This is a genomic window from Neorhizobium sp. JUb45 (genome assembly GCF_004343585.1).
Classification (GTDB): domain Bacteria; phylum Pseudomonadota; class Alphaproteobacteria; order Rhizobiales; family Rhizobiaceae; genus Neorhizobium.
The window spans coordinates 86,996-107,188 of the sequence record NZ_SLYW01000002.1 but is presented as its reverse complement, the minus strand read 5'-3'; the positions used below and the strand labels follow the sequence as shown (position 1 = coordinate 107,188).

Here is a 20,193-nt window from a genome sequence, read left to right as displayed (position 1 = left end):
CTTGTGCGGCCGCGCGCACCGTCACGAAATGGCGCCGAGAATCTTGATCTCCAGCCCCTTGGCCAGTTCCACATGGGAAAGGACCGGAAGCGTTGCGAACAGACGCTCGATGATCATGCGGACATAGGAGCGTGTTTCCGGCGACGTGACAAGAACGAAAGGCAGGCCACGATCCATGAATTCACGGATTGTTTGGCTGGCCTGCTCGGAAAACTCTTCCAGTGCGCGCGGATCGATGTCGAATTCGACGACTTCACCCTTAGCATCGCGCTTGAGCGCCTGGTGGAAGATCATATCCCACTTGCTGCCGAGGCGAAGCACACGCAGCACGCCATTGTCGGCCAGATCGCCGCAGAGCTGCTGCGACATGCGCACGCGGACATGCTCGACGATCTGTTCGGTCTTGCGCACATGCGGTGCAAGTTCGGCAACGGCTTCGAGGATGAGGTGCAGGTTGCGGATCGAGACACGCTCGGCCAGCAGCAGTTTCAGCACCGCCTGCAGGCCCGAATAGGACATGTGCGACGAGCAGATCTCGTCCGCCAGCTTCTTGTATTCCGGGTCCATGCGATCGATGAGGATCTTCAGGTCCTTGTAGGACAGAAGCTGCGGCAGGTTGTTGCGGATCACTTCGGACAGATGCGTCAGCACCACCGAGACGTTGTCGATCGGGTGAAAACCTTCGCGCTTCAGATCTTCGGCGAAGGTTTCGAGGATCGCCACCGCCGGCATGCCGAAAGCGGGTTCGCGGATGTCGTCGCCGGGAATGGAGGGCTTGCGGCCGGAACCGGTGACGACGATGACATCACCGACGCGCAGCGTGTTGGACGCAATGGTCGTGCCGTGAATGCGGATCTGGTAGGACTTTTCCGGAATGCCGATATCGTCGGCAACCTTGATCTCGGGAACGACGAAACCGTACTGGCTGGCAAACTTCTTGCGCATCTTGCCGACGCGGAAGGCCAGTTCCTGATGGGCACCCAGCAGACGGGTGGAGACCTGCTTGCCGAGCGCCAGTTCGATTTCGGCGGTTTTCAGAGCCGATTTGACAGAGTCACGTTCGGCTTCCTTGGTCTGGACGACCTTCTTCTCTTCGGTCTCGCGCGCCAGCTTGTTTTCCGCTTCCAGCTGACGGGGAATGTACCAGGCACCAAAGCCCAGAGCACTGCCAAGTGCGAGGAAGGGAAGCATCGGCAGGCCCGGCACGACCGCCAGAACAATCATCAGGCCGGCCGACATGCCAAGTGCGCGCGGATAACCGCCGAGCTGTTCGGCCAGCGCCTTGTCGGTCGGGCCGGCAGTGCCGCCGCGCGACACCAGAAGGCCCGCAGCAAGAGACACGATCAGCGCCGGGATCTGCGAGACGATACCGTCACCGACCGAGAGCTTGACGAAAACGTCGGCGGCCTCGCCGATTTCCATGCCGTGGCGGAAATAACCGATGATGATGCCGCCAAAGATGTTGATGGCGGTGATGATCAGGCCGGCGATCGCATCGCCGCGCACGAATTTCGAGGCACCGTCCATGGCGCCGAAAAACATGCTTTCTTCTTCGAGCTCGGAGCGGCGGCGCTGCGCTTCCTTCTCGTCGATCGTACCCGATGCAAGGTCGGCATCGATCGACATCTGCTTGCCGGGAATGGCGTCGAGGGTGAAGCGGGCGCCGACTTCCGCGATACGGGTGGCGCCCTTGGTGATGACGATGAAGTTGACGGTGATCAGGATCAGGAAGACGATCAGACCGATCAGGAAGTCGCCGGACATGACGAGATTGGCGAAACCCGCGATGACGCCACCGGCCGCATCATGCCCCTGGTGACCGTGCGAAAGGATGACACGGGTCGTCGCGATGTTGAGCGACAGGCGCACCATCGTCGAAATCAGGAGAATGGTCGGGAAGGACGAGAAATCCAGAGGCTTCTGGATCCACAGCGCCACCATCAGGATCAGCACCGAAAATGCGATCGAGAAAGCCAGGCCGAGGTCGATCAGGAAGGTCGGGATCGGCAGGAAAAGGATGCAGAGAATCCCGATGATACCGAGCGCGAGGCCGATATCACGCCCTTTCGGGGCGACCTTCGGAATGGACAGTGCAGGTGGTTGCGCCATGGGTCTTCCGTCTCTTCATGAGAAGGCGACGGGATACACAACCCCGCCAGTTCACCATGGGTCTTAGAGAACGAAGCTTGCGCGAGGATGGCCCGATCCGTGAACCGGCATCAGAAGCCGGATTGCACGCGGGAGAAGACGAGTTCCGCGAAAAGATAGACCTGGCCGCCGATAAAAGGAGCGGAAATGGCGATGGTGAGGAGGATGGCGACGATCTTCGGGACGAAGGTGAGCGTCATTTCCTGAATCTGCGTCAACGCCTGCAGGAAGGCGATGCCGACGCCGACGATCATTGCCGCCAGAACGGCGGGGCCGGAAGCGATCAGGACCGTCCTGATCGCCGCCTGCAGGATCTCGAGGGCGTCGGCTTCATTCATTGGAGCTCTCCGGGGCCGCGAATCATCTGCGGCCTTAGCGTCAGCACTATGTACTGCTCTGCTCCTGTTCCGTCGAGCTATCGGTGGCGCTATCGGTCTTGGTGTCGGCAGTAATTTCCGTATCGGAAAGAACAACGCCGGCCTGAACCAGAACCTTGTCGCCCTTCTCGGTGACGGCGATGACGCCATCGGCATAAACCTGGACTTCCTTGACCTTGCCCATGGTCTTGTCGTCGGCGCTCATGATGTACTTGCCCACCATGTCGCCGGCCTTGGTCAGGGCTTCGGCCTGAAGCATGCTCTTCAGGTGCTTGTTGGTCTGGATGGTCTGTTCGACCTGCGAGAACGATGCCAGCTGCGAAACCTGTTCGGACGCATCCATCGGATCCGTCGGGTCCTGGTTCTTCATCTGCGCGATCAACAACTGAAGAAAGCTGTCGTAATCAACGCTGGCCTTGTTGGCATCCGTGTCCGACGCACCGGCATTTGCCCACGGGTTGGATGCCGACGTGGTCGTGGTGACTGCATCTACCGCCATGGCGCGATTTCCTTGCGAATGTTCTCGACCATGGCCGGAGCGATCTCGTTGTTGTTGAGAATGCGGTCTTCGGTCGGGTAGAGGTTGCGAATGGCTTTCAGGGCATCGAAGGCGCGGCCGGAGGCGACCATGGCATCGATGCGCTTCAGTTCCGCCAGAACGTCGGAGTCCTGGAAGCAGGTCAAAAGCATGGCGACCGACTTCTTGAACATCGCCATCGACTGATCCTTACCCTCGGGGTTGATCAGGATCATCTGGGCGATGAAGTAAAGCTGGCGCAAAGGCGTGTTGGCATCCTGGGGCTGAAGGACGTGGTTTTCCAGAAGGAAGGTGACGTCGTTGAGGAATTCCAGGGCAACCTTACGATCGACGCGCAGAACCGCACCATTGATGAAGATTCGTTCGCCAGACTTGAGCGAGATACGCAGAGTGCTTTTCATTTAATGCCATCCCTGATGATGGTGGTTACGTCGATGATGCCTTGGAAATTATCGGACTGGCGCCGCCTGATCTTTTCGCATTCCTTCAAGATCCAGATGGCGATGGAGATCAGATTGGCGCGCAGTTCGGTATTCAGTTCGTTTTCCGGTTGCCGCAGGTCCTCTATGAACCTGATCCAGACGCGCCTTGTGTAGAACAGCGCATCGACTGTGGACCGGGAGTGGTCCTTGTTTGCCTGAGCAGCCTGAAGGAGTTCGATCGACCGATCGAGCGTCTGCCGTTCACGCGCTTTGGCGTCGGCGACGTCATCCTTCATGATCTCGGCATATGAAAACTGGAACATTCATGTACCCTTTATTTTCAATTCTCTACCCTTTTTCATCAAAGGTAGTTCACAAGGCTCAGCTGCTGAATCCTTGAGGTCAAAGTGTAGGAAGCCTCAAGAAGAGACTGCAGCGCGCTGACCCGCGTCGATGCCTCATAGACATCGACACCCTGCAGCTCGTTGATATGCGTTTCGATGATCGATTTCTGGTCGGACAGCGAATCCGTCGCCTTGGTAACGCGTTCGGTCGACAGGCCGATGGTGGAGCGCTGGTCGTTGATACCGGAAATCGCCTTGCCGATGGCGGCAGTCGCGCTGTCCGTGACCGCCACGCGCGTTGCCTCGGGAATTTCGCCGGTGAGGAACTTGGACGAGACGACCGACGCGAAGACGAAGCTGCGAAAACCCTGGGCGTTGGCATTGGTCGACGTGTCGACCACTTCGGTGGCGCTGATGCGGCTGGTAATGTTGGTGTCGCTGGACTGCGACGCGTAGGTCGTCCAGAACGCATCGTCGTTGAAGGTCGCTTCCAGGCCGGTGAGGAAATCGCTCATCTGGCCGGCACTCATCTGCGAAGCCGAAGTCAGGCCCTGCGACAGGAGATAGGCGTCCAGCTCATCGTCAACGGCGGCTGCCATCGGCGAGCCTTCTTCCGTGTAGGACAGCATCGGCTTGACGTCGCTGTTGGTGCCGGAAAACAGGTATTCACCGCTGACCGACGTATTGGCGACATCCGTGAAGGTGTTGAGCGCCGAGGTGATCGTCGACCGCGCCACGTCGAGCGTGGTCGAGGAACTGCTGAAACCCACCAGCGAGTCCATGACGCTCTGGCTGATATCAGCAAGCTGCGAGAGCGCTTCTTCCGAGGAGGTCAGGCGCTGCGTGGCAATGGAATTCGTCGTCATCTGCGATTCGATCCGCAGCATGTCGCGGGAAAGATCGAGGCTGCGCGATGTCTGTGCACCAAGCTCGACGCCGAGGTCGGCGTAAACGCCGGTTGTCACCTCTTCATTGGCCTTGGCGAGATCGTTCTGTGCTTTTGCCATGGTCTGCAAAAGCGTCGTCTGGATGGAATGCGTAGAGCTAAAGGAGGTCTTCATGATCAACCCGCTGCGGTTAGAAGCGCACTCATCATTTCATCGATGGTACTTACGAGCTTCGTTGCTGCCTTGTAGGACTGCTCGATGTCGAGAAGCAGCGAAAGCTCTTCATCGAGGCTGACACCCGTCTCACTGGACAGGGCTTCCGCAGCGCGAGACTGCATTGCGGACTTGGTTTCGGTGGCCGTGGTCGATGAACTGCGCAGGGCTTCGAGCCAGCCGGTCGAGTCCGATGCATAGGACATCAGGTCGATATCGGTGCCGCCAACGCCTGTGGTCTCGTCGAAAGTCCGCTTGGCCTGCATTGTCAGCGAATAATGGTCGATCAGCGTCGAATAACCACTGGCCGACGTCGGATTCCATTCATAAGCTGTTCCATTGATACCGCCGTCACGCAGCAGAGTCGGCGTGTCTTTGACATCAGTGTTAACGGATATGGCAGCCGCAAGCCCGACCTGTGCCAGACCGGTATCATCGACCGTGCTGTCGACACCATTCGTGAAGAGACCGGCCATTGCCGGCTGATCGTCGTTCGGGCCGGTTTCGGCGAAGGCAACAATCAGGCCGCGCGCAATCTCGTCGAGCTGGCTCTGGTAGGTCGGGGCAACCTCGTCGCGGATCTGCAGCAGCGCCTGCAGCGAACCGCTGGCACTGGTATCGCCGCCGACGCCGGCCTTGACCGCGACACCGTCGATGGTGACAGCATAACCGTCCGTTGCTGCGGTATAGGTCTTGGTGGCGGTAAAGCTGACGGCGCGCGGAATGGTTTCGAACAGGGTCGTGCCATCACTCGTGTACAGCGCCATGTCATTGCCGACGCGAACAGTCGAGGAAACACCGACGATCTCCGAGATCTGTTTGACCAGAGTGTCGCGCGTATCGAGCGCGTCGTTGTTTTGCTTGCCTACCGCTGCGGCCTGCATGACGGCCGTATTGGCAGTCTCGAACTGGGCAAGCAGGTTGTTGAGGTCATCGACCTGCGTCTTGATCTGCGCATCCGCCCTGGCGCGGATTGCCTGCAGTTCGGTAGAGGTCGTGTTCAGCGTATTAACGACATCCTGGGCAGACGACACGACCGTGGCAGCAAGGGTCGACTCGCTCGGCTTGGCCGCGTAGGCGCCGAGGTTGTTGAGCAACGTCGTCATCTTCGTGCTCATCGACGTTTCGTAGTCGTTGCCGCCGAGCAGGCTGCGGATCTCTTCGAGACCCGTCGCCAGAGTAGCCTGACCACTCGCCAGCGATGTGCTGGCGATGGTCTGTCGTAGCAAAGGTTCGTTCTGTTCGCGCGTTGTCGTGGCGACCAGCGCCCCGCTGCCATTGCTCACCAGGACCGCAGTGCGCTTCGCATAGTTGGCGTTCTGGGTATTGGCGATGTTCGTCGACGTCACCGCCGTTTGCGTGCCGGTGTTGTTGAAGATCTGCTGGGCAGTGGAAATCGCTGAACTAATCGACATTTATCTAACCTTTGCGGGTGTCATTCCCGCGGTTTATCTCTTCAGGTTGACCAGGGTTTCGAGCAATTCGGAACCGGTCTGGAAGACCTTCGAGTTTGCGGTGTAGTTGCGCTGCGATTCGATCATGCCGGTGAGTTCTTCGGCGATATCGACGTTGGAATCTTCCAGCGCGCCCGAGAGGATCGAACCGTAACCGCTGTTTCCGGCATAACCCATGACGATAACGCCCGAGTCATTGCTCTGCGAATAGACGTTGCCTTCGCGCGGCGTCAGGTTGTTCGGGCTCTGCACGCTTGCCATCGCGATACGATAGGCAGGCATGGACTGGCCGTTCTTGTAGAGAATGGAAACGATACCATCTTCGCTGATCTCGACCTTGTCGACGGCGCTGGCCGCCTGGCCGTTGATATTGCCCTTGATCGAATAGGCGGCACCGAGCTGCGACATGTCGCTGAGGTCGATATCGAGACCATTCAGCTGAGCACCGGCAATAGTCAGGCCAGTGGTTGAGATCGTGCCGGATGCCGGCGTGGTGAGCTTGCCGGTGGAATCGAATTCCAGTGCATACGTGCCCAGCGCGTTTACGGTGCCGACGTCGTCCTTGTAGCTGACGTCAAGCGTCCACTCGTTGTCTGCATTCTTGGTGTAGGTAAGATCGAGCAGACGGGAGTTGCCCTGGCTGTCATAAGCGACGAGCGAGGACGACTTCGTGTAACCGACTGCTTCACCAGACGGCAGGTTGCCCGAGACGACACCGGTCGTCGAAGGCGTCGAGCTCATGCCGCCAGCCTGAACGTTGACTTCCTCAAGACCGTCGAAACCGTTGATGACGATGGTCGGGTCGGTGGTCGATGAATAGGGGTAGCCCATCAGCGTGAAGCCGGCTGCGTTCATCAGCGAGCCGTCAGGCTGCACTTCGAAATTGCCGGCGCGGGTCAGGTAGTTAGAACCGTCGGAGCCGCTGACGATGAAGAAACCTTCGCCGTTGATGGCAAGATCGGTCGAGGAAGTGGTGTAGGTGAACGAACCCTGGTCGTTGATCGAATAACGAACCGTGGTGTTGACGCCACCAGAATTGTACGAGCCGTTCGAAGACGGCAGGATCATCGACGAGAACTGCGTCGAGGCCTTTTTGTAGCCGACGGTGCTCGAGTTGGCGATGTTGTCGGCAACCGTGCTGAGCCGGTTTGCCTGCGCATTCATCCCGGACACACCCGTCCGCATAGTTCCGTAAAGGCTCATCTCAAATCCTCGTTTTGCCTATAGTGGTGACCCTAGATGACGGGCCTTGCGTGAAGCTGTCTGTTTTGGCCTTTGAGGATGGTTTCGATCAGAACGTGTTCACATTTTCAGAAACGAAAAAGGCCGGTCTCCATTTTCGGACACCGGCCTTTTTTTCTAAATAAATCTGATAGTTAGTTCCAGTCGATGCAATAGCCCAGGAAGCGCTTGGAATCGACAGGATCGAAGCCGAGCTTCTTGCGAAGCTTCTTGCGAAGCTTGCTGATATGGCTTTCCACGACGTTCTCTTCGACCTCTTCGTCGAAGATGCCGTAGATGGCGTTGAAGATCTGGGTCTTCGAAACGCGACGGCCACGGTTGGCAATCAAATATTCCAGAATGCGGCGCTCGCGGCGCGGCAAGGCAAAAATTTCGCCGTTGATTTCCGGATCACGACCATCGGAGAAGACGCGGATCGCGCCGACATCCGTATGGGTGGACAGTGCCTTCAGACGGCGACGGATCGCCGCTGCGCGAGCCAAGATCTCGCGGGGATGGACAGGTTTGCGCACCACGTCGTCGACGCCGCTGTCGAACAACGCAAGTGTTGCTTCCAGCGAATGCTGGTCGCTAACCGCGATCACCGGAGCCTGCGAACGATCGCGGATGGCCCGCGGCAGTTCGAGAGCACGATCGCTCTGTCCAATCAAAAATGCTTCCACCGCCGCAATGTCGGTATCCGCTGCTGTGTTGACCCACTCACCGAACTCGCTGGGATCAAACCCAGTAGAGGGCACGCCCTCACGTCCAAACAGGGATGTGTATCCCTCTTTCACCAGTTCACGTTCATCAACCACTACGATCATTCGTCCGCCTCCGAATCACTTGTGGCACCTCGATGAGCCATGAGTACGAATCGAGCGAATCCCGAACAACTGGGTAAAATTAACCATAGAATTTAATAGTTGATTAAGATCGGCCACGCGATTTGCACTAGATGTAGTGGGTCCATCAAAGGTCGATACAAATTTTCAGTGGAAAAAGTTAACGATGCCTAAATTTAGCCTTGCGAGAGGTACAGGGGCCAAAACGTGAACATCGTTACCAACCGCTCGAAATCGACAACGGTCAATCAACCGAGAATAGTCATCCACGGCAAAATTGAGAGGCTGTTCCGGTCCAGCTACCATAGCCGGTTGCAACCAGATTGGAGATGACGCGGCAGACATAGCGCTTCTGGGCGGGGTCGTTATTGGGTCCGGCGTGGTATCTTGCTACCGCCATCGTCCAGGTCTCGTGGCGGTTATGAAGGTTGCTGAGAAACTTCGCGGCATACTCGACATTGAGGCGAGGATCGAACATCTGCTCTGCCGACGCAAAATTTTCGCCATGGAAATGGTGATTGATCTGCATGCAGCCGATGTCGATCAGCTTCTTGCCCTCACTGCGCGCCTCCCGGAACTTCTGCATCGCCTCCTGCTGGCTTGGCGGGAAAAATGCCTTGCCCTCGATGTTCATGGCGTAGGGATAAAGGCTTCCCTTGCGCCCGGTTTCCGTCAGCCCGACAGAATAGAGAATACCTTCCGGTATGCCGTATTTGGCGGCAGCAGCCTGGATCACCGCCTCACAGACCCCTGAGCCGGCGGCAGGCGGTTGCGCACTGACCTTGGGCCGGGTGACCGAGGGGGGCTGGATGGCCGCGGGGACCGGTGCAACAGCCTGCGCCGATGGTGCCGGCGTGGAGAAGAGACCAGCCGCCTTTGGCGCGTCAGAGGTAGAGCTGATCAGGGCGAGCGTTGCCAGCAGCGACAGTGTCGGATACCGGTTCATTCGTGCCTCTTGCGCTTTCGCCTGTCGTGGACTGACCATTGGCCTGGTTCTGCTCGCGTGCAGCACCATTGCCCTGACGTCCTTCATTCGCGGCCGCCTGCTGCTGTGCCGACTGGCCGGACTGCTGTTGCTGCTGGCCGGACGTATCCGACTGGGTGGTGGATGCCACGCTGATGGTGACCTGATCGACGGAGAAGCCCTGCGAGCGCAAAGCCTCGATCATGCCGGAACTGTCGTCGCTGAGGGCCCGATGAGCGGCGTGGTTCTCGACCGTCAGATGAACACTGAGTGTTTCGCCTGTCAGCCGCAACGTGGCCGTGACGGAGCCGAGGTCATGCGGGTTGAGCTGCAGCTTGAGTGTATTGACGACATTGCTGGTGCTGGATGCCAGCGGATCGCCCAGCGAGGCGCCGGAACTCATCGCGGCGGCCCAAGTCTTGTCGTCGGACATGGCGGCGGTCAAAGCCGCGCCATTGGCGCTCTGGCCGAAACCGAGAAAACGACGCGAATCGAGCACGACGACGTTTTCGGCATTGCCGTTTCCGGCAGCCTTCGCCTCGAAGCCGACCTTGCCCTGCTCATCGGTGCCGATCTTCATATCGACGCTCTGGCCGGTTCCGCGCCCGGACGAAAGCCGGAACGTACGCTCGTCCACAAGGGCAGCATCGCTATCCGTAGGCATTTCGAGTTCATCGGAAGCCTTGGACGCCGAGGATGCCTGTGCTGAACGCCCTTCCGTGGCCGATCCAACTGTCTTGTCGCCACGCGTTTCCCCGCGTTCACGCACCTGACCAGTCTGGCGTGGAGTGGTGTTTGCAACGGTTTCGACAGCCGCTCCGCCGGCCAGAAGCGAGAGAACCTCGCTCAGGCCCGTCTCATTGCCTGCGGCAACAGTATCATCGGTGTCGGACACTTTTTCATCGGTTTTCGATTCGGTGTCTTCGGCGGCCTTCGCCTTGGTGGTTTTGGAAGAGGTTGTGGCATCGACCTTGGCAGGCTTGGCGTCCACGAAGATTGCGGCGGCATCCTTGCCGTCCGTCGTCTGCGCAGCCGTCTTGCTCTCGCCAAGAACGTCCTTGACGGATGTGGAGCCGCGCCCGGTCTCTACCGTTTTGCCGAAGAGGACGCGGGCCGTCAGGTCCAGTACGTCATTCCCCTTGGATGGAACCGTATCCTCAGTCCCTTCCGCGCCTTCCGCCAGATTTTCCGGCGTTTCAGCCTCGCTTTTGGAAGCGCTGTCATCATGCTTGCGGGAGCCGCCGCCGACGTTGGAGAGCGCATCGGAAAATCCGCTCTTTTCGCCTTCGCTGCCCTGTTTTCCGGCAAAGCCTCTCACCGCACCGGTCGCGTCAGACGCACCGGTCCTTGCCGTCACCTCAGCATTGATCATTGCAAAGTACCTTCTTCCTTCAGCAGATCGTCGATCGCAGTCAGTGTCGAACGGCCCCTATCGACATAGGTCTGGAAGTCGGCATCGTACTTCGTCGCGTTACCTGCCGGTGTTGCACCGGGGGCAGAGCCTGATCCGCTCACATCATTGGCGGATGACGCGGTTTTGGGGACCGAGTCTTGTGTTGGCACGACATTGACGCCTGTGTCTTGCTCCAGGCTTTCGGCGCTGACATTCGCTGCGACAGGAGGACGAACCACCGCATCGGCGATGGCCTGTGCCGCCGCCCGCAACGCCTGATCCGCCGGAGACAAGGTCTCCTCCGGCAGATCGGTGATCGCTTTCATCGCATCACCGACCTTGTCGCTCGGAATATCGGCCATGCCACCATAAAGGCGGGCCAGCTGTTCGGCGTTACGGTCGTCCGCGCCGCCCTTGATGCCGGTTGCCTGTTCGGATGCATAACGGGCCAGATCGTTCTTGCCGGCAATCGCCGCCTGACGCGCGATGCGCAGATAGACTTCGCGCTGGCGATCGGCATCCATGAAGGCAAGCGTGCCTTCGATATCGGGCGCGGCAATTTCCTTACCGTAATGGCGCACCACCAGAAGCACGAAAAGATCGGCGAACTGACTGGCATAAGGCGAATGAACATAACGCCGCGCATATTTGCGCGAATAGGCCAGCCCCTTGTCGACCATATCGGCCTCGACGGCGATCGAGACGGAACGGCGCAGGGCCGCCTCCTCCACGATCGTGCCGGGCGCCGTCAAACGCGCCCAGTCGTAAAGTTCAAGCGCTTCGAGCGGCGTGTTGGTGATGGCGACATTGCCAGCCACCAGCGCCAGGTAGGGACCGATCCGTTCGTTCCTGTATTCCGGCACCATGGCCTTCAGAGAATTGGCCACCAGCATGCCCTGACCGGCCAGATATTTGCGCAGGACATCGGAAACACGGTTGTCGAAATTGCCGGCAACATCTCGGGAGACGAGGTATTCGAGTGTCGACGGATTGCCGCCGCTCATCGCATAGATCAGCGCCGCATCGACATTGCGTGGATCGGAATAGACGGATGGATCGACCGAACGCAGACGCTTGTCGATCGCCCCGATCATGTAACGCTGCATCTCGCCGGCGGAATGATCGCCGGTAACGACCGTATCCTGCACGAACTGGAGCGACCGCAGCATCTGGTATGGAGCAAGGTTTTCGCCTTCCTGCTGCGCGGAAGCGCTTTGCAGCGATACCGCTGCAAAGGCGACCGAAGCCAGCCATAAAAGACGATGCGGAAGGCGCGCCATGATTACCCCTTGGCTGCTTCGAGAAGGATCTCGATACGACGGTTGGAATCCGCGAACGGATCATCCGGCACCTGCAGGCGACGATCGGCGAAACCGGAGATCTGCTTGACGCGATCTTCCTCAAGTCCACCCTTGACCAGCATGAAATAGGCGCTGTGCGCACGCGCCGACGACAGGCGCCAGTTGTCATTGCCTTCGGTTGTGAACGGTCGGCCGTCGGTATGACCGCGGATGACGACGTCACCCTTGCGATCCTTGAGGATCTGGCCGATCTTTTCCATAGCCAGAACCATTTCGCGGCGCGGCACGGCAGATGACAGATTGAACATCGGCGTGTTGTTCTGGTCGGAAATCGTCACCAGCAATCCGCCTTCGGACGGTGTCACTTCGAGGCCTTCGGCAAGACGGCCGGAAATGCCGGCGATCTGCTGCTCGATGGCTTCACGCAATTCTTCCGCCTGCTTCTTCTCCTCGGCGCTTGCCTGCGGCTCGGCAGCATCCTGCTTCACCTGCGAAGGATCGGGGCGCGGCTGCGGAACAACAGTGGCAATCTGGTCTGCCGACTGGTCCTTGGCCTGCGTCTGCGGTGCCTTCGGCGTTTCCGGCAGCATTTCGACGGGCTTCGACGGATCGACCGGCTCCGCGCTGGCCTGCTGCTGGTGCAACTGCGCCTCGGCGGCCTTTTCAGCCTCGGTTTTTGCGGCGGCCTCGCTCTTGGTCTCGGTGCCTTCGGCGCGGATCACCTGGATCTGCTTGGTCCAGAAATCCGGATCGAAGGGATCACGATAGGCTTCGCCGCCATCGGCGCCGGTCGCGGGACCGGAGGTCGATGCACCGCCCTCGCCCTTGGCGCTTACATTGGCCTGCTGTCCGACTTCCTGGGCGATCTCGGCCAGAACGGAATACGGGTTTTCGAAGAAATCGGCTTCCGAATAATTCTGCTGGTCACCGGCGCTGGAGGTCAGGTCTTCGCCGGTCGCCGCGGCGGAGCCGACAGTATGCCCCTCGTCGGCCTTGACCTGCGAACGGTCCTTCTTTTCCTGGCCTTCCGACGTATCGACGGGCTTTTCAAGCCCCTTCTTGGCCGGGGTCTCGTCGGACAGCTTGATCGGATTGAAATAGCTGGCGACCGAAGCCTTGGTTTCCTCGTTGGCAGCGTTGACGAGCCACATGACCAGGAAGAAAGCCATCATTGCCGTCATGAAGTCCGCATAGGCGATCTTCCACGCACCGCCGTGGTGGGCATCGTGGCCACCGCTGTGCTTCTTGACGACGATGATCTCGTTCTTGCCGTGGTGGTGATTGTCGCTCATCCGAGCACCTTTCTCAGGCTCGCCGCCCAGGCAGACAGCCGGGTGACGAGTACGCTGCCATCGATATCGACCGAGAGATCGAGATCATCGGCTTCGACATGACGCAGAACCGGCGCATCGGAACCGAGCGCCGTTTTCAGTTTTTCATACATTTCGCCCGGCCCGGACACGGTGATCGTACCGATGTCGCCATCGAACATGGCCTTGCGGATGAGATCCGCCAGTTCGTCTACGGCCTTGTTGGCCAGCGATTCTTCGAGGAATGGCACAAGTGCACCGGCCGTCTGTTCACCGATCGCCGCGGCAAGCCGTGCGGCAATGGTATTCAGGCCTGCCTCGATCTTCTCGGCAGCCTGTGTCTCGTAACGTTCGCGCAGGGCTGCAATCTCGGCGGCATGAGCGGCCTCGAGAGCCTGCTTGTCATCTGCCCATTTCTGCATGACCTCGGCGTGGGCAGCCTCGAACCCCTCGGCATGCGCCTCGGCACGCTCGGCCGCGACATCCACTGCCGGTTCTTCCTCGACGGCGGGAAAGTCGAAATCATCACTCATGCCGCCGAGATCGAATTCGGGTGTCAGCATGGCGGGAGCCGGCTGCGGCTCACCAAAATCCTTGAGGTAACGGGCGATCGACGCGCTCATGCGTGTACTCCGTGAACTTTGCCCTGATATCCGGTCCAACCGCATGCGCATGCGAGGTGAGACCGGGAATTCGCCACTGCAATCATTGCGCTGTCCCGATTAAGAGCGGATTACTGACAAGTGGCAAACAAGCCTCCTGCAGGTAACATTTGCGGCAAACCTAAGCGGTCAAACTTGTGCGAAAATGAAGGTGCTGGACCGCGACAGGGCAAAAGCGCGGTCCAGCATCGCCGTTGCCGATGACCGGGGCTCGGCGATAAAACAAGGAAAAGAAAAATGGGAAGCCGGCCGCCTCCCCTGCAGCGCCACGCGTCTGAAATGACGCGCGGATGGCGCTGCAGCATATGGCAATGGCTTACTGCTGGAACAGCGTAAGGATGTTCTGGGCGTTGGTGTTGGCGATCGAGAGTGCCTGGATGCCGAGCTGCTGCTGTGTCTGCAGTGCCTTCAGGCGTGTCGATTCTTCATCCATATCCGCATCGACCAGTCGTCCCACGCCCTTGTCGATCACATCCATCAGGGTCGAGACGAATGTGGTCTGCAGATCGATACGGCTGCTGACCGCACCGAGGTTGGCGGCCGAATCCGTCAGCTGCTGCAACATCTGTTCGACCGCATTCAGCATGCCGTCGACTTCGGTGTCGGTGGTGGTTTCGTCAAGCTTGATTTCGGTACCGGTCGCCGGATCGGTGGAACCGGCATCGATGAGGAAGTAGGTCCCCATGGTGGCGCCGGTCTCATCCGTGATCGTCCAGTCCTTGGTCAGGATGCCGCGGCCGGCGCTGGACGTATCGATCATGACCGATTCTGCTGCGTCGTAATTCAAGGTGGTCAGCGACACCGAACCATCCGTGGAACGGTTGAACGAGGCGACGATTTCCTTGGTCGGCATACCGGCCGTTGCCGTGTTGTAGAGCCAGTTCTCACCAGAGAACGAGGCGGATTCGGCAATCGAGGACAGCTGGTTCTTGAGCTCCGAAAGCTCCTTGTCGATCTTCGTCTTGTCGACACCCGGCTCGCGGGAAGCGGTGATCTTCGACTTGATTTCAGTCACGACGTCGATAGCGGATTCCAGACCCGTATAGGCGGTATCCGTCTTGGCAGCGCCGAGGCCGAGGGCATCTTCCACGGTGGAGAGAGCCGAATTGTCAGACCGCATCGTGGTCGCAATCGACCAGTAGGCAGCGTTGTCTGCGGCGGTTTCGACCCGGTAACCCGAGGAAATCCGGTTCTGCGTCGTCTCCATGTCGGAGTTGATCGAACGCAGGGTCTGCAGCGCCGCCATGGCGCCGGTATTGGTAAGAATGCTGGTCATCTGGAGAAAATGCCCCTGGAGGATAACGGGACATACCGGAGCGGTGCCGGCAACGTGCGGAAGCGTCATGCTCACCGGTCAGACATTTTGCCCTGTTGACCGGCCCGTACGTTCTTAATGTACGGTTAACGCTGATATGGTTAATGAGGTGTTAATGCAATACGGTTTTTTAACCTAGATTAAGGCCGGGTTAAGCTTCGGACCAGTTTCGAAGCCGCTTTCGACAGAAAAAACCGATAACCGACACTATATCTCTTCAGACACCAACGAAAAAAGGCCGCGCTGTTGGCGCGACCTTTCGAATTTTCGAGATTTGTGAAGCTTACTGCTGGAACAGCGTGAGGATGTTCTGCGAAGCGGAGTTGGCAATCGACAGAGCCTGAACGCCGAGCTGCTGCTGCGTCTGCAGAGCCTTGAGGCGGGTCGATTCCTCGTTCATGTCCGCGTCGACCAGCTTGCCGACGCCGGTTTCGATGGAGTCCATCAGGTCGGCGACGAAAGTGGCCTGCAGGTCGATACGGCTGTTGATCGAACCAACGTCAGCGGCTGCGTCCGTCATGTCCTGGAGAACCGTGTCGATTGCGCTCAGCGCCTCGGTCAGATCGTCAGTGTTGACGTCGAGCGACAGAACCGAGAAGCCGGTGGTTGCCGTGGTGCCGTCGGCATCGATGTATTCGATGTAGGAAGACAGCAGACCGCCGCCAACAGTGGTGACGTCAGCACCAGCCGAGTCGACCTGGATCAGCGAAGACTTCGAGGTGTCGAAGTCGAGCGTGGTCAGGCTGACATTGCCCTGGGCGTCGCGGTTGAACGAACCGACGATCGATTCGGTTGCCGCAGCATTGACTTCGTCGTGGTAAACCCAGTTTTCGCCGGAGAACGATGCCGACTTGGCAACCGAGCGCAGCTGGTCCTGAAGCTGGGTGATTTCCTTCTGGATTTTGTCCTTGTCAACGCCCGGCTCGGAAGCAGCGGTGATCTTGGCCTTGATTTCGTCGACGACGTCGATCGAGGATTCCAGAGCGGTGTAGGCAACGTCGGACGTGGCAGCGCCAAGGCCGAGAGCATCCTGTACGGTGGAGAGTGCCTTGTTGTCCGAACGCATCGTCGTCGCGATCGACCAGTAGGCAGCGTTGTCCTTGGCAGTCTCGATTTCGTAACCCGACGAAATGCGGCTCTGGGTGGTCTCCATGTCGGTGTTGATCGAACGGAGGGTCGACAGGGCGGCGATAGCCGAGGTGTTTGTGATGATGCTGGTCATGAATTGATGCCTCTCAGTACGAACTGATTTTGATAAAACAGACTCCGGTTTCTCTCCGGCAAGGGGTGAGCTGCATCATGCTCGTCTCGACTTGTTTTCGCCGTAACGCACCCTCTTGAGTGAGACCAATTAACCATAACGTCCTTAACGAAGGGTAAATCGAACAAGCGATATTCTTAATATTGTCAGGAAGTTACGATTCCCGTTGATTTTCCCAGAGAGGCTCGATGGTGCAGAGCACCAGAACAAAAAAAATCGCGCCCCGGAGGAGCGCGATCTTATTCTTGCAGATGAAATCGATCTTACTGGAAGAGCGACAGGATGTTCTGCGTCGAGGAGTTGGCGATAGACAGCGACTGAATGCCGAGCTGCTGCTGCGTCTGCAGAGCCTTGAGGCGGGTCGATTCTTCGTTCATGTCCGCATCGACGAGCTTGCCGACGCCGGTGTCGATGGAGTCCATCAGGTCGGCGACGAAGTCCGTCTGCATGTCGATACGGCTGTTGATCGAACCAACGTCAGCAGCTGCATCCGTCATGTCCTGCAGAACCGTATCAATTGCCTTCAGGGCTTCGGTCAGGTCGTCAGTGCTGACGTCGAGCGACAGAACCGAGAAGCCGGTCGTTGCCGTGCTGCCTTCTTCGTCCGTGTAAACGATAACGGAGGACAACAGGCCGCCGCCAGCGGTGGTGACGTCAGCGCCAGCCGAGTCGACCTGGATCAGCGAGGACTTCGAGGTGTCGAAGTCGAGCGTGGTCAGGCTGACATTGCCTTCAGAGTCACGGTTGAACGAACCAACGATCGACTGCGTGCCGGCAACGTTGGTTTCGTCCTGGTAGACCCAGTTTTCGCCGGAGAACGATGCCGACTTGGCGATCGAACGCAGCTGGTCCTGGAGCTGGGTGATTTCCTTCTGGATCTTGTCCTTGTCAACGCCCGGCTCGGAAGCGGCGGTGATCTTGGCCTTGATCTCGTCGACGACGTCGATCGAAGCTTCCAGAGCCGTGTAGGCTACGTCGGTCGTGGCAGCGCCGAGGCCGAGAGCGTCCTGAACGGTGGAGAGAGACTTGTTGTCCGAACGCATGGTGGTGGCGATCGACCAGTAAGCAGCGTTGTCCGAAGCGGTTTCGACCTTGTAGCCCGACGAGATGCGGCTCTGGGTGGTCTCCATGTCCGAGTTGATCGAACGGAGCGTGGACAGAGCGGCGGTTGCACCGGCGTTGGTGAGAATGCTGGTCATAGAATTTAGTCCCTTTTAAACAGAATACGGTGGGGGACATACCGGGCTGTAATTACCGGCGATGACGTCTGGCTTCATGCCCACTCGGCTCCTCCCGCTGGAGAAAACCAAACCCGTCATGTGAGGCTGACACTCGCAAACAATGATTTCGGATTCCTTAAGCGGGCGCTTGCGATAAATCATAAATGCGATCGTTTTCCCGTCGCGAGGCACCGGCTTCGAGCAAGCTTGGCCGATTATGGCTGAAAACTGGGAGTATTCCGCGTTTTTGCCGGCGGTTACTCTTTGTAAACCATAATTCGTGGAGTTTACCGTTGACCCCGCAGACCCTGTTTGCCGATGCTTCCAAAAGTTTTCAATGCGGTCGCTATACCGACGCGTTGGGCGCCCTCAACAGGCTGCTGGATTATTCGAAGGACGCCGAGACATACGCCCTCCTGGCAAAAACCCTTGTTGCCCTCAGCTTCAAGGAGGACGCGGCACGCACCTATACGCTCGCCGCGGAACAGGGCGGTTCAAGCTCCGAAGATTATTATATCGAGGCGATGAAGCTTTATATCGAGATCGGTCAGGACGATCTCGCTCTCAGCCTCGGCCTGCCGCTTCTGCAACGGGCTGGCAGGGATGCCGATCTTGCCTTCATGATCGTCAGCCTGCTTTACAAGCGCGGCGAAAAGGAAGTCACACGGGCATTCCTGCCGGTGCTGGCGGCCAGCGAAGATAGCAAACACAACAATCTCGCTTTCCTTCTTCTGACAGGCTCTCCTGAAGACAATACCGAACGCGCGGCACTGGGTGCCCTGCTTGCCAAAATGCCGAGAAGCCTGCCCGTCATCATGGCGCATCTGGTCTCCCATCGCGAGATCAATAATTACGAGGAAATGCAGCGGCTTCAGCCGCAATTGGCGCGCATTCTCAAAAACGACACCCAGAAGCTGATGCGGGTCGATTCCCCCTTCTACAATTTGATGTGGCTGGGCGATGAAGCGATCAACAAGAAAATCGGCCATATCGCCGACGCCTTCCCGGCCGGCAATCCTGAGAAGCGCCTGACCACACCGCACGCATGGGGCAAGAAAATCCGCATCGGTTATCTGTCCTCGGATTTCTGGCAGCATCATGCCACGATGAAACTGTGCGGCGCCGTGCTGGAGGCGCATGACCGCGATCGTTTTGACATCACCCTTTTCTGCTACACCGACCCGAAACATCTGATGGATGGCGCATCCCGCGAGAAATGGGGCAAGGTCGTTTCCATCAGGGACATGACCAATGCAGAAGCCGCCCAGACAATCCGCGACCACGATATCGACATTCTGGTCGAGATGAAGGGCCATACCCGCGGCGGACGTGCCTTCATCCTCAATCAGGTCGCCGCGCCAGTGCAGGTTGCCTGGCTGGGCTTCCCTGGCACCACCGTCAATGTCGATCTCGACTACATCATCGGCGACAATTCGGTGTTACCCGACAAATCCAAACCGCATTATTGGGAAAAGTTCTGCCGTCTGCCGGAAAACTACCAACCGAACAATCCCAACCAGGCCAAAGCCAGGACGGATATGTTCACCCGTGCCGAAGCCGGTCTGCCGGAGGATGCTTTCGTCTTCGCCTCGTTCAACGCGACGCGCAAAATCTCGATGGAAACGATCGACCTGTGGATCCGCATTCTCAAGGCGACGCCCAAAAGCGTGCTGTGGGTGATGGTCAAATCGCGCGAGGCAGAGACCAATATCCTGCGTAAATTCACCTCGTCGGGCATTGATGCTTCCCGCATCGTCTTTACCAAGATGGTGCCTTACGAAGCACATCTGTCGCGCATCACGCTCGCCGATGTCGGCCTCGATCCGTTCCCTTGTAACGGCCATACGACCACATCCGAGCAACTCTGGGCCGGCCTTCCCGTGCTGACGAAAAAAGGCACCCATTTTTCCTCGCGCGTGACGGAAAGCCTGCTGCGCGCGATCGGCTTGCCGGAAATGGTCGCCAGGAACGAAAACGAGTATTTCCGTCTGGCCGTAGAGCTTTATGAAAACCCGCAGAAGGCGGTGGAATACAGCGAGCGACTGGATAAAAACCGTTTCGAAAAGCCGCTATTTGATTCCGAGCGCTATTGTCGCCATCTCGAAGCCGCTTTCGAGATGATGGCCGATCGCGCTCGAAAGGGACTTGCTCCCACCCATATCGACGTGCCGGCGATGCCGCCACGCGAAGGTCGCTTCGGCGCGTAGCCACCCCGCACGAACAAGAGCCGTGCATGAAGCCGAAAACCGCCCGCGGTTTTCGGCTTCATGCATTTGGGCATCACGTCCCGCAGGGTAAAAGAACAACGGCCGGCAACC

18 protein-coding genes are annotated in these 20,193 nt (G+C 58.5%); 1 reads left to right on the top strand and 17 read right to left on the bottom strand.

Features of this window, described 5'->3' with window-relative positions:
* Positions 1–21 precede the first annotated feature (21 nt).
* From flhA to EDF70_RS07030, 17 genes are all read right to left on the bottom strand, one after another.
* On the bottom strand, positions 22–2,109 hold the full coding sequence (gene flhA, locus EDF70_RS07110; RefSeq protein WP_132272674.1) for a flagellar biosynthesis protein FlhA: 2,088 nt from the start codon (positions 2,107–2,109) through the stop codon (positions 22–24).
* Positions 2,110–2,219: 110 nt separating this feature from the next.
* The gene (fliQ, locus tag EDF70_RS07105; protein ID WP_132272673.1) at positions 2,220–2,486 is read right to left on the bottom strand and encodes a flagellar biosynthesis protein FliQ; all 267 of its coding nucleotides are present in this window, start codon (positions 2,484–2,486) and stop codon (positions 2,220–2,222) included.
* Between the two features lie 46 nt (positions 2,487–2,532).
* A complete protein-coding gene (flgD, locus tag EDF70_RS07100) occupies positions 2,533–3,024 on the bottom strand; it encodes a flagellar hook assembly protein FlgD (RefSeq protein WP_132272672.1) in 492 nt (163 codons plus the stop codon).
* Positions 3,015–3,464 (bottom strand): flagellar biosynthesis repressor FlbT, encoded by a 450-nt coding sequence (gene flbT, locus EDF70_RS07095; RefSeq protein WP_132272671.1) that lies wholly within the window; start codon positions 3,462–3,464, stop codon positions 3,015–3,017. Before flbT ends, flgD begins: the two co-directional genes overlap by 10 nt.
* Positions 3,461–3,808 (bottom strand): flagellar biosynthesis regulator FlaF, encoded by a 348-nt coding sequence (gene flaF, locus EDF70_RS07090; RefSeq protein ID WP_132272670.1) that lies wholly within the window; start codon positions 3,806–3,808, stop codon positions 3,461–3,463. Before flaF ends, flbT begins: the two co-directional genes overlap by 4 nt.
* A gap of 38 nt (positions 3,809–3,846) precedes the next feature.
* A complete protein-coding gene (locus tag EDF70_RS07085; RefSeq protein ID WP_132272669.1) occupies positions 3,847–4,890 on the bottom strand; it encodes a flagellar hook-associated family protein in 1,044 nt (347 codons plus the stop codon).
* 2 nt (positions 4,891–4,892) lie between these two features.
* Positions 4,893–6,344, bottom strand: coding sequence for a flagellar hook-associated protein FlgK (flgK, locus tag EDF70_RS07080; protein ID WP_132272668.1), 1,452 nt, complete (start codon positions 6,342–6,344; stop codon positions 4,893–4,895).
* Positions 6,345–6,377: 33 nt separating this feature from the next.
* Positions 6,378–7,586 carry a flagellar hook protein FlgE gene (locus EDF70_RS07075; RefSeq protein ID WP_132272667.1) on the bottom strand — a complete coding sequence of 403 codons (1,209 nt, stop codon included), beginning with the start codon at positions 7,584–7,586 and terminating at the stop codon, positions 6,378–6,380.
* A 173-nt stretch (positions 7,587–7,759) separates the two neighbouring features.
* Positions 7,760–8,431, bottom strand: a complete 672-nt coding sequence (locus tag EDF70_RS07070) for a winged helix-turn-helix domain-containing protein (RefSeq protein ID WP_132272666.1) — start codon at positions 8,429–8,431, stop codon at positions 7,760–7,762.
* Positions 8,432–8,711: 280 nt separating this feature from the next.
* Positions 8,712–9,395, bottom strand: coding sequence for a transglycosylase SLT domain-containing protein (locus tag EDF70_RS07065; protein WP_348639712.1), 684 nt, complete (start codon positions 9,393–9,395; stop codon positions 8,712–8,714).
* A complete protein-coding gene (locus EDF70_RS07060) occupies positions 9,334–10,785 on the bottom strand; it encodes a flagellar hook-length control protein FliK (RefSeq protein WP_132272665.1) in 1,452 nt (483 codons plus the stop codon). Before EDF70_RS07060 ends, EDF70_RS07065 begins: the two co-directional genes overlap by 62 nt.
* Positions 10,782–12,086 (bottom strand): chemotaxis protein MotC, encoded by a 1,305-nt coding sequence (gene motC, locus EDF70_RS07055; RefSeq protein WP_132272664.1) that lies wholly within the window; start codon positions 12,084–12,086, stop codon positions 10,782–10,784. Before motC ends, EDF70_RS07060 begins: the two co-directional genes overlap by 4 nt.
* Before the next feature lie 2 nt (positions 12,087–12,088).
* The gene (locus tag EDF70_RS07050) at positions 12,089–13,399 is read right to left on the bottom strand and encodes a MotB family protein (RefSeq protein WP_132272663.1); all 1,311 of its coding nucleotides are present in this window, start codon (positions 13,397–13,399) and stop codon (positions 12,089–12,091) included.
* The gene (locus tag EDF70_RS07045) at positions 13,396–14,040 is read right to left on the bottom strand and encodes a hypothetical protein (protein ID WP_132272662.1); all 645 of its coding nucleotides are present in this window, start codon (positions 14,038–14,040) and stop codon (positions 13,396–13,398) included. Before EDF70_RS07045 ends, EDF70_RS07050 begins: the two co-directional genes overlap by 4 nt.
* A gap of 355 nt (positions 14,041–14,395) precedes the next feature.
* Entirely contained in the window at positions 14,396–15,355 is a 960-nt protein-coding gene (locus EDF70_RS07040) for a flagellin (protein WP_132272661.1), read from the bottom strand.
* Positions 15,356–15,677: 322 nt separating this feature from the next.
* Positions 15,678–16,616 carry a flagellin gene (locus EDF70_RS07035; protein WP_132272660.1) on the bottom strand — a complete coding sequence of 313 codons (939 nt, stop codon included), beginning with the start codon at positions 16,614–16,616 and terminating at the stop codon, positions 15,678–15,680.
* Between the two features lie 302 nt (positions 16,617–16,918).
* Complete coding sequence (locus EDF70_RS07030; RefSeq protein ID WP_132272659.1) at positions 16,919–17,854, bottom strand: flagellin; 936 nt, start codon at positions 17,852–17,854, stop codon at positions 16,919–16,921.
* Positions 17,855–18,168: 314 nt separating this feature from the next.
* On the opposite strand from EDF70_RS07030, the gene EDF70_RS07025 reads away from it, so the two are divergent.
* Positions 18,169–20,082, top strand: a complete 1,914-nt coding sequence (locus EDF70_RS07025) for a glycosyl transferase (RefSeq protein ID WP_245519088.1) — start codon at positions 18,169–18,171, stop codon at positions 20,080–20,082.
* Positions 20,083–20,193: the final 111 nt, after the last annotated feature.

What these genes read in the sequence shown, in the direction of transcription:
- flhA (WP_132272674.1), bottom strand. Translation starts at nt 2,109, where the DNA reads ATGGCGCAACCACCTGCACTGTCCATTCCGAAGGTCGCCCCGAAAGGG.
- fliQ (WP_132272673.1), bottom strand. Translation starts at nt 2,486, where the DNA reads ATGAATGAAGCCGACGCCCTCGAGATCCTGCAGGCGGCGATCAGGACG.
- flgD (WP_132272672.1), bottom strand. Translation starts at nt 3,024, where the DNA reads ATGGCGGTAGATGCAGTCACCACGACCACGTCGGCATCCAACCCGTGG.
- flbT (WP_132272671.1), bottom strand. Translation starts at nt 3,464, where the DNA reads ATGAAAAGCACTCTGCGTATCTCGCTCAAGTCTGGCGAACGAATCTTC.
- flaF (WP_132272670.1), bottom strand. Translation starts at nt 3,808, where the DNA reads ATGTTCCAGTTTTCATATGCCGAGATCATGAAGGATGACGTCGCCGAC.
- EDF70_RS07085 (WP_132272669.1), bottom strand. Translation starts at nt 4,890, where the DNA reads ATGAAGACCTCCTTTAGCTCTACGCATTCCATCCAGACGACGCTTTTG.
- flgK (WP_132272668.1), bottom strand. Translation starts at nt 6,344, where the DNA reads ATGTCGATTAGTTCAGCGATTTCCACTGCCCAGCAGATCTTCAACAAC.
- EDF70_RS07075 (WP_132272667.1), bottom strand. Translation starts at nt 7,586, where the DNA reads ATGAGCCTTTACGGAACTATGCGGACGGGTGTGTCCGGGATGAATGCG.
- EDF70_RS07070 (WP_132272666.1), bottom strand. Translation starts at nt 8,431, where the DNA reads ATGATCGTAGTGGTTGATGAACGTGAACTGGTGAAAGAGGGATACACA.
- EDF70_RS07065 (WP_348639712.1), bottom strand. Translation starts at nt 9,395, where the DNA reads ATGAACCGGTATCCGACACTGTCGCTGCTGGCAACGCTCGCCCTGATC.
- EDF70_RS07060 (WP_132272665.1), bottom strand. Translation starts at nt 10,785, where the DNA reads ATGATCAATGCTGAGGTGACGGCAAGGACCGGTGCGTCTGACGCGACC.
- motC (WP_132272664.1), bottom strand. Translation starts at nt 12,086, where the DNA reads ATGGCGCGCCTTCCGCATCGTCTTTTATGGCTGGCTTCGGTCGCCTTT.
- EDF70_RS07050 (WP_132272663.1), bottom strand. Translation starts at nt 13,399, where the DNA reads ATGAGCGACAATCACCACCACGGCAAGAACGAGATCATCGTCGTCAAG.
- EDF70_RS07045 (WP_132272662.1), bottom strand. Translation starts at nt 14,040, where the DNA reads ATGAGCGCGTCGATCGCCCGTTACCTCAAGGATTTTGGTGAGCCGCAG.
- EDF70_RS07040 (WP_132272661.1), bottom strand. Translation starts at nt 15,355, where the DNA reads ATGACCAGCATTCTTACCAATACCGGCGCCATGGCGGCGCTGCAGACC.
- EDF70_RS07035 (WP_132272660.1), bottom strand. Translation starts at nt 16,616, where the DNA reads ATGACCAGCATCATCACAAACACCTCGGCTATCGCCGCCCTGTCGACC.
- EDF70_RS07030 (WP_132272659.1), bottom strand. Translation starts at nt 17,854, where the DNA reads ATGACCAGCATTCTCACCAACGCCGGTGCAACCGCCGCTCTGTCCACG.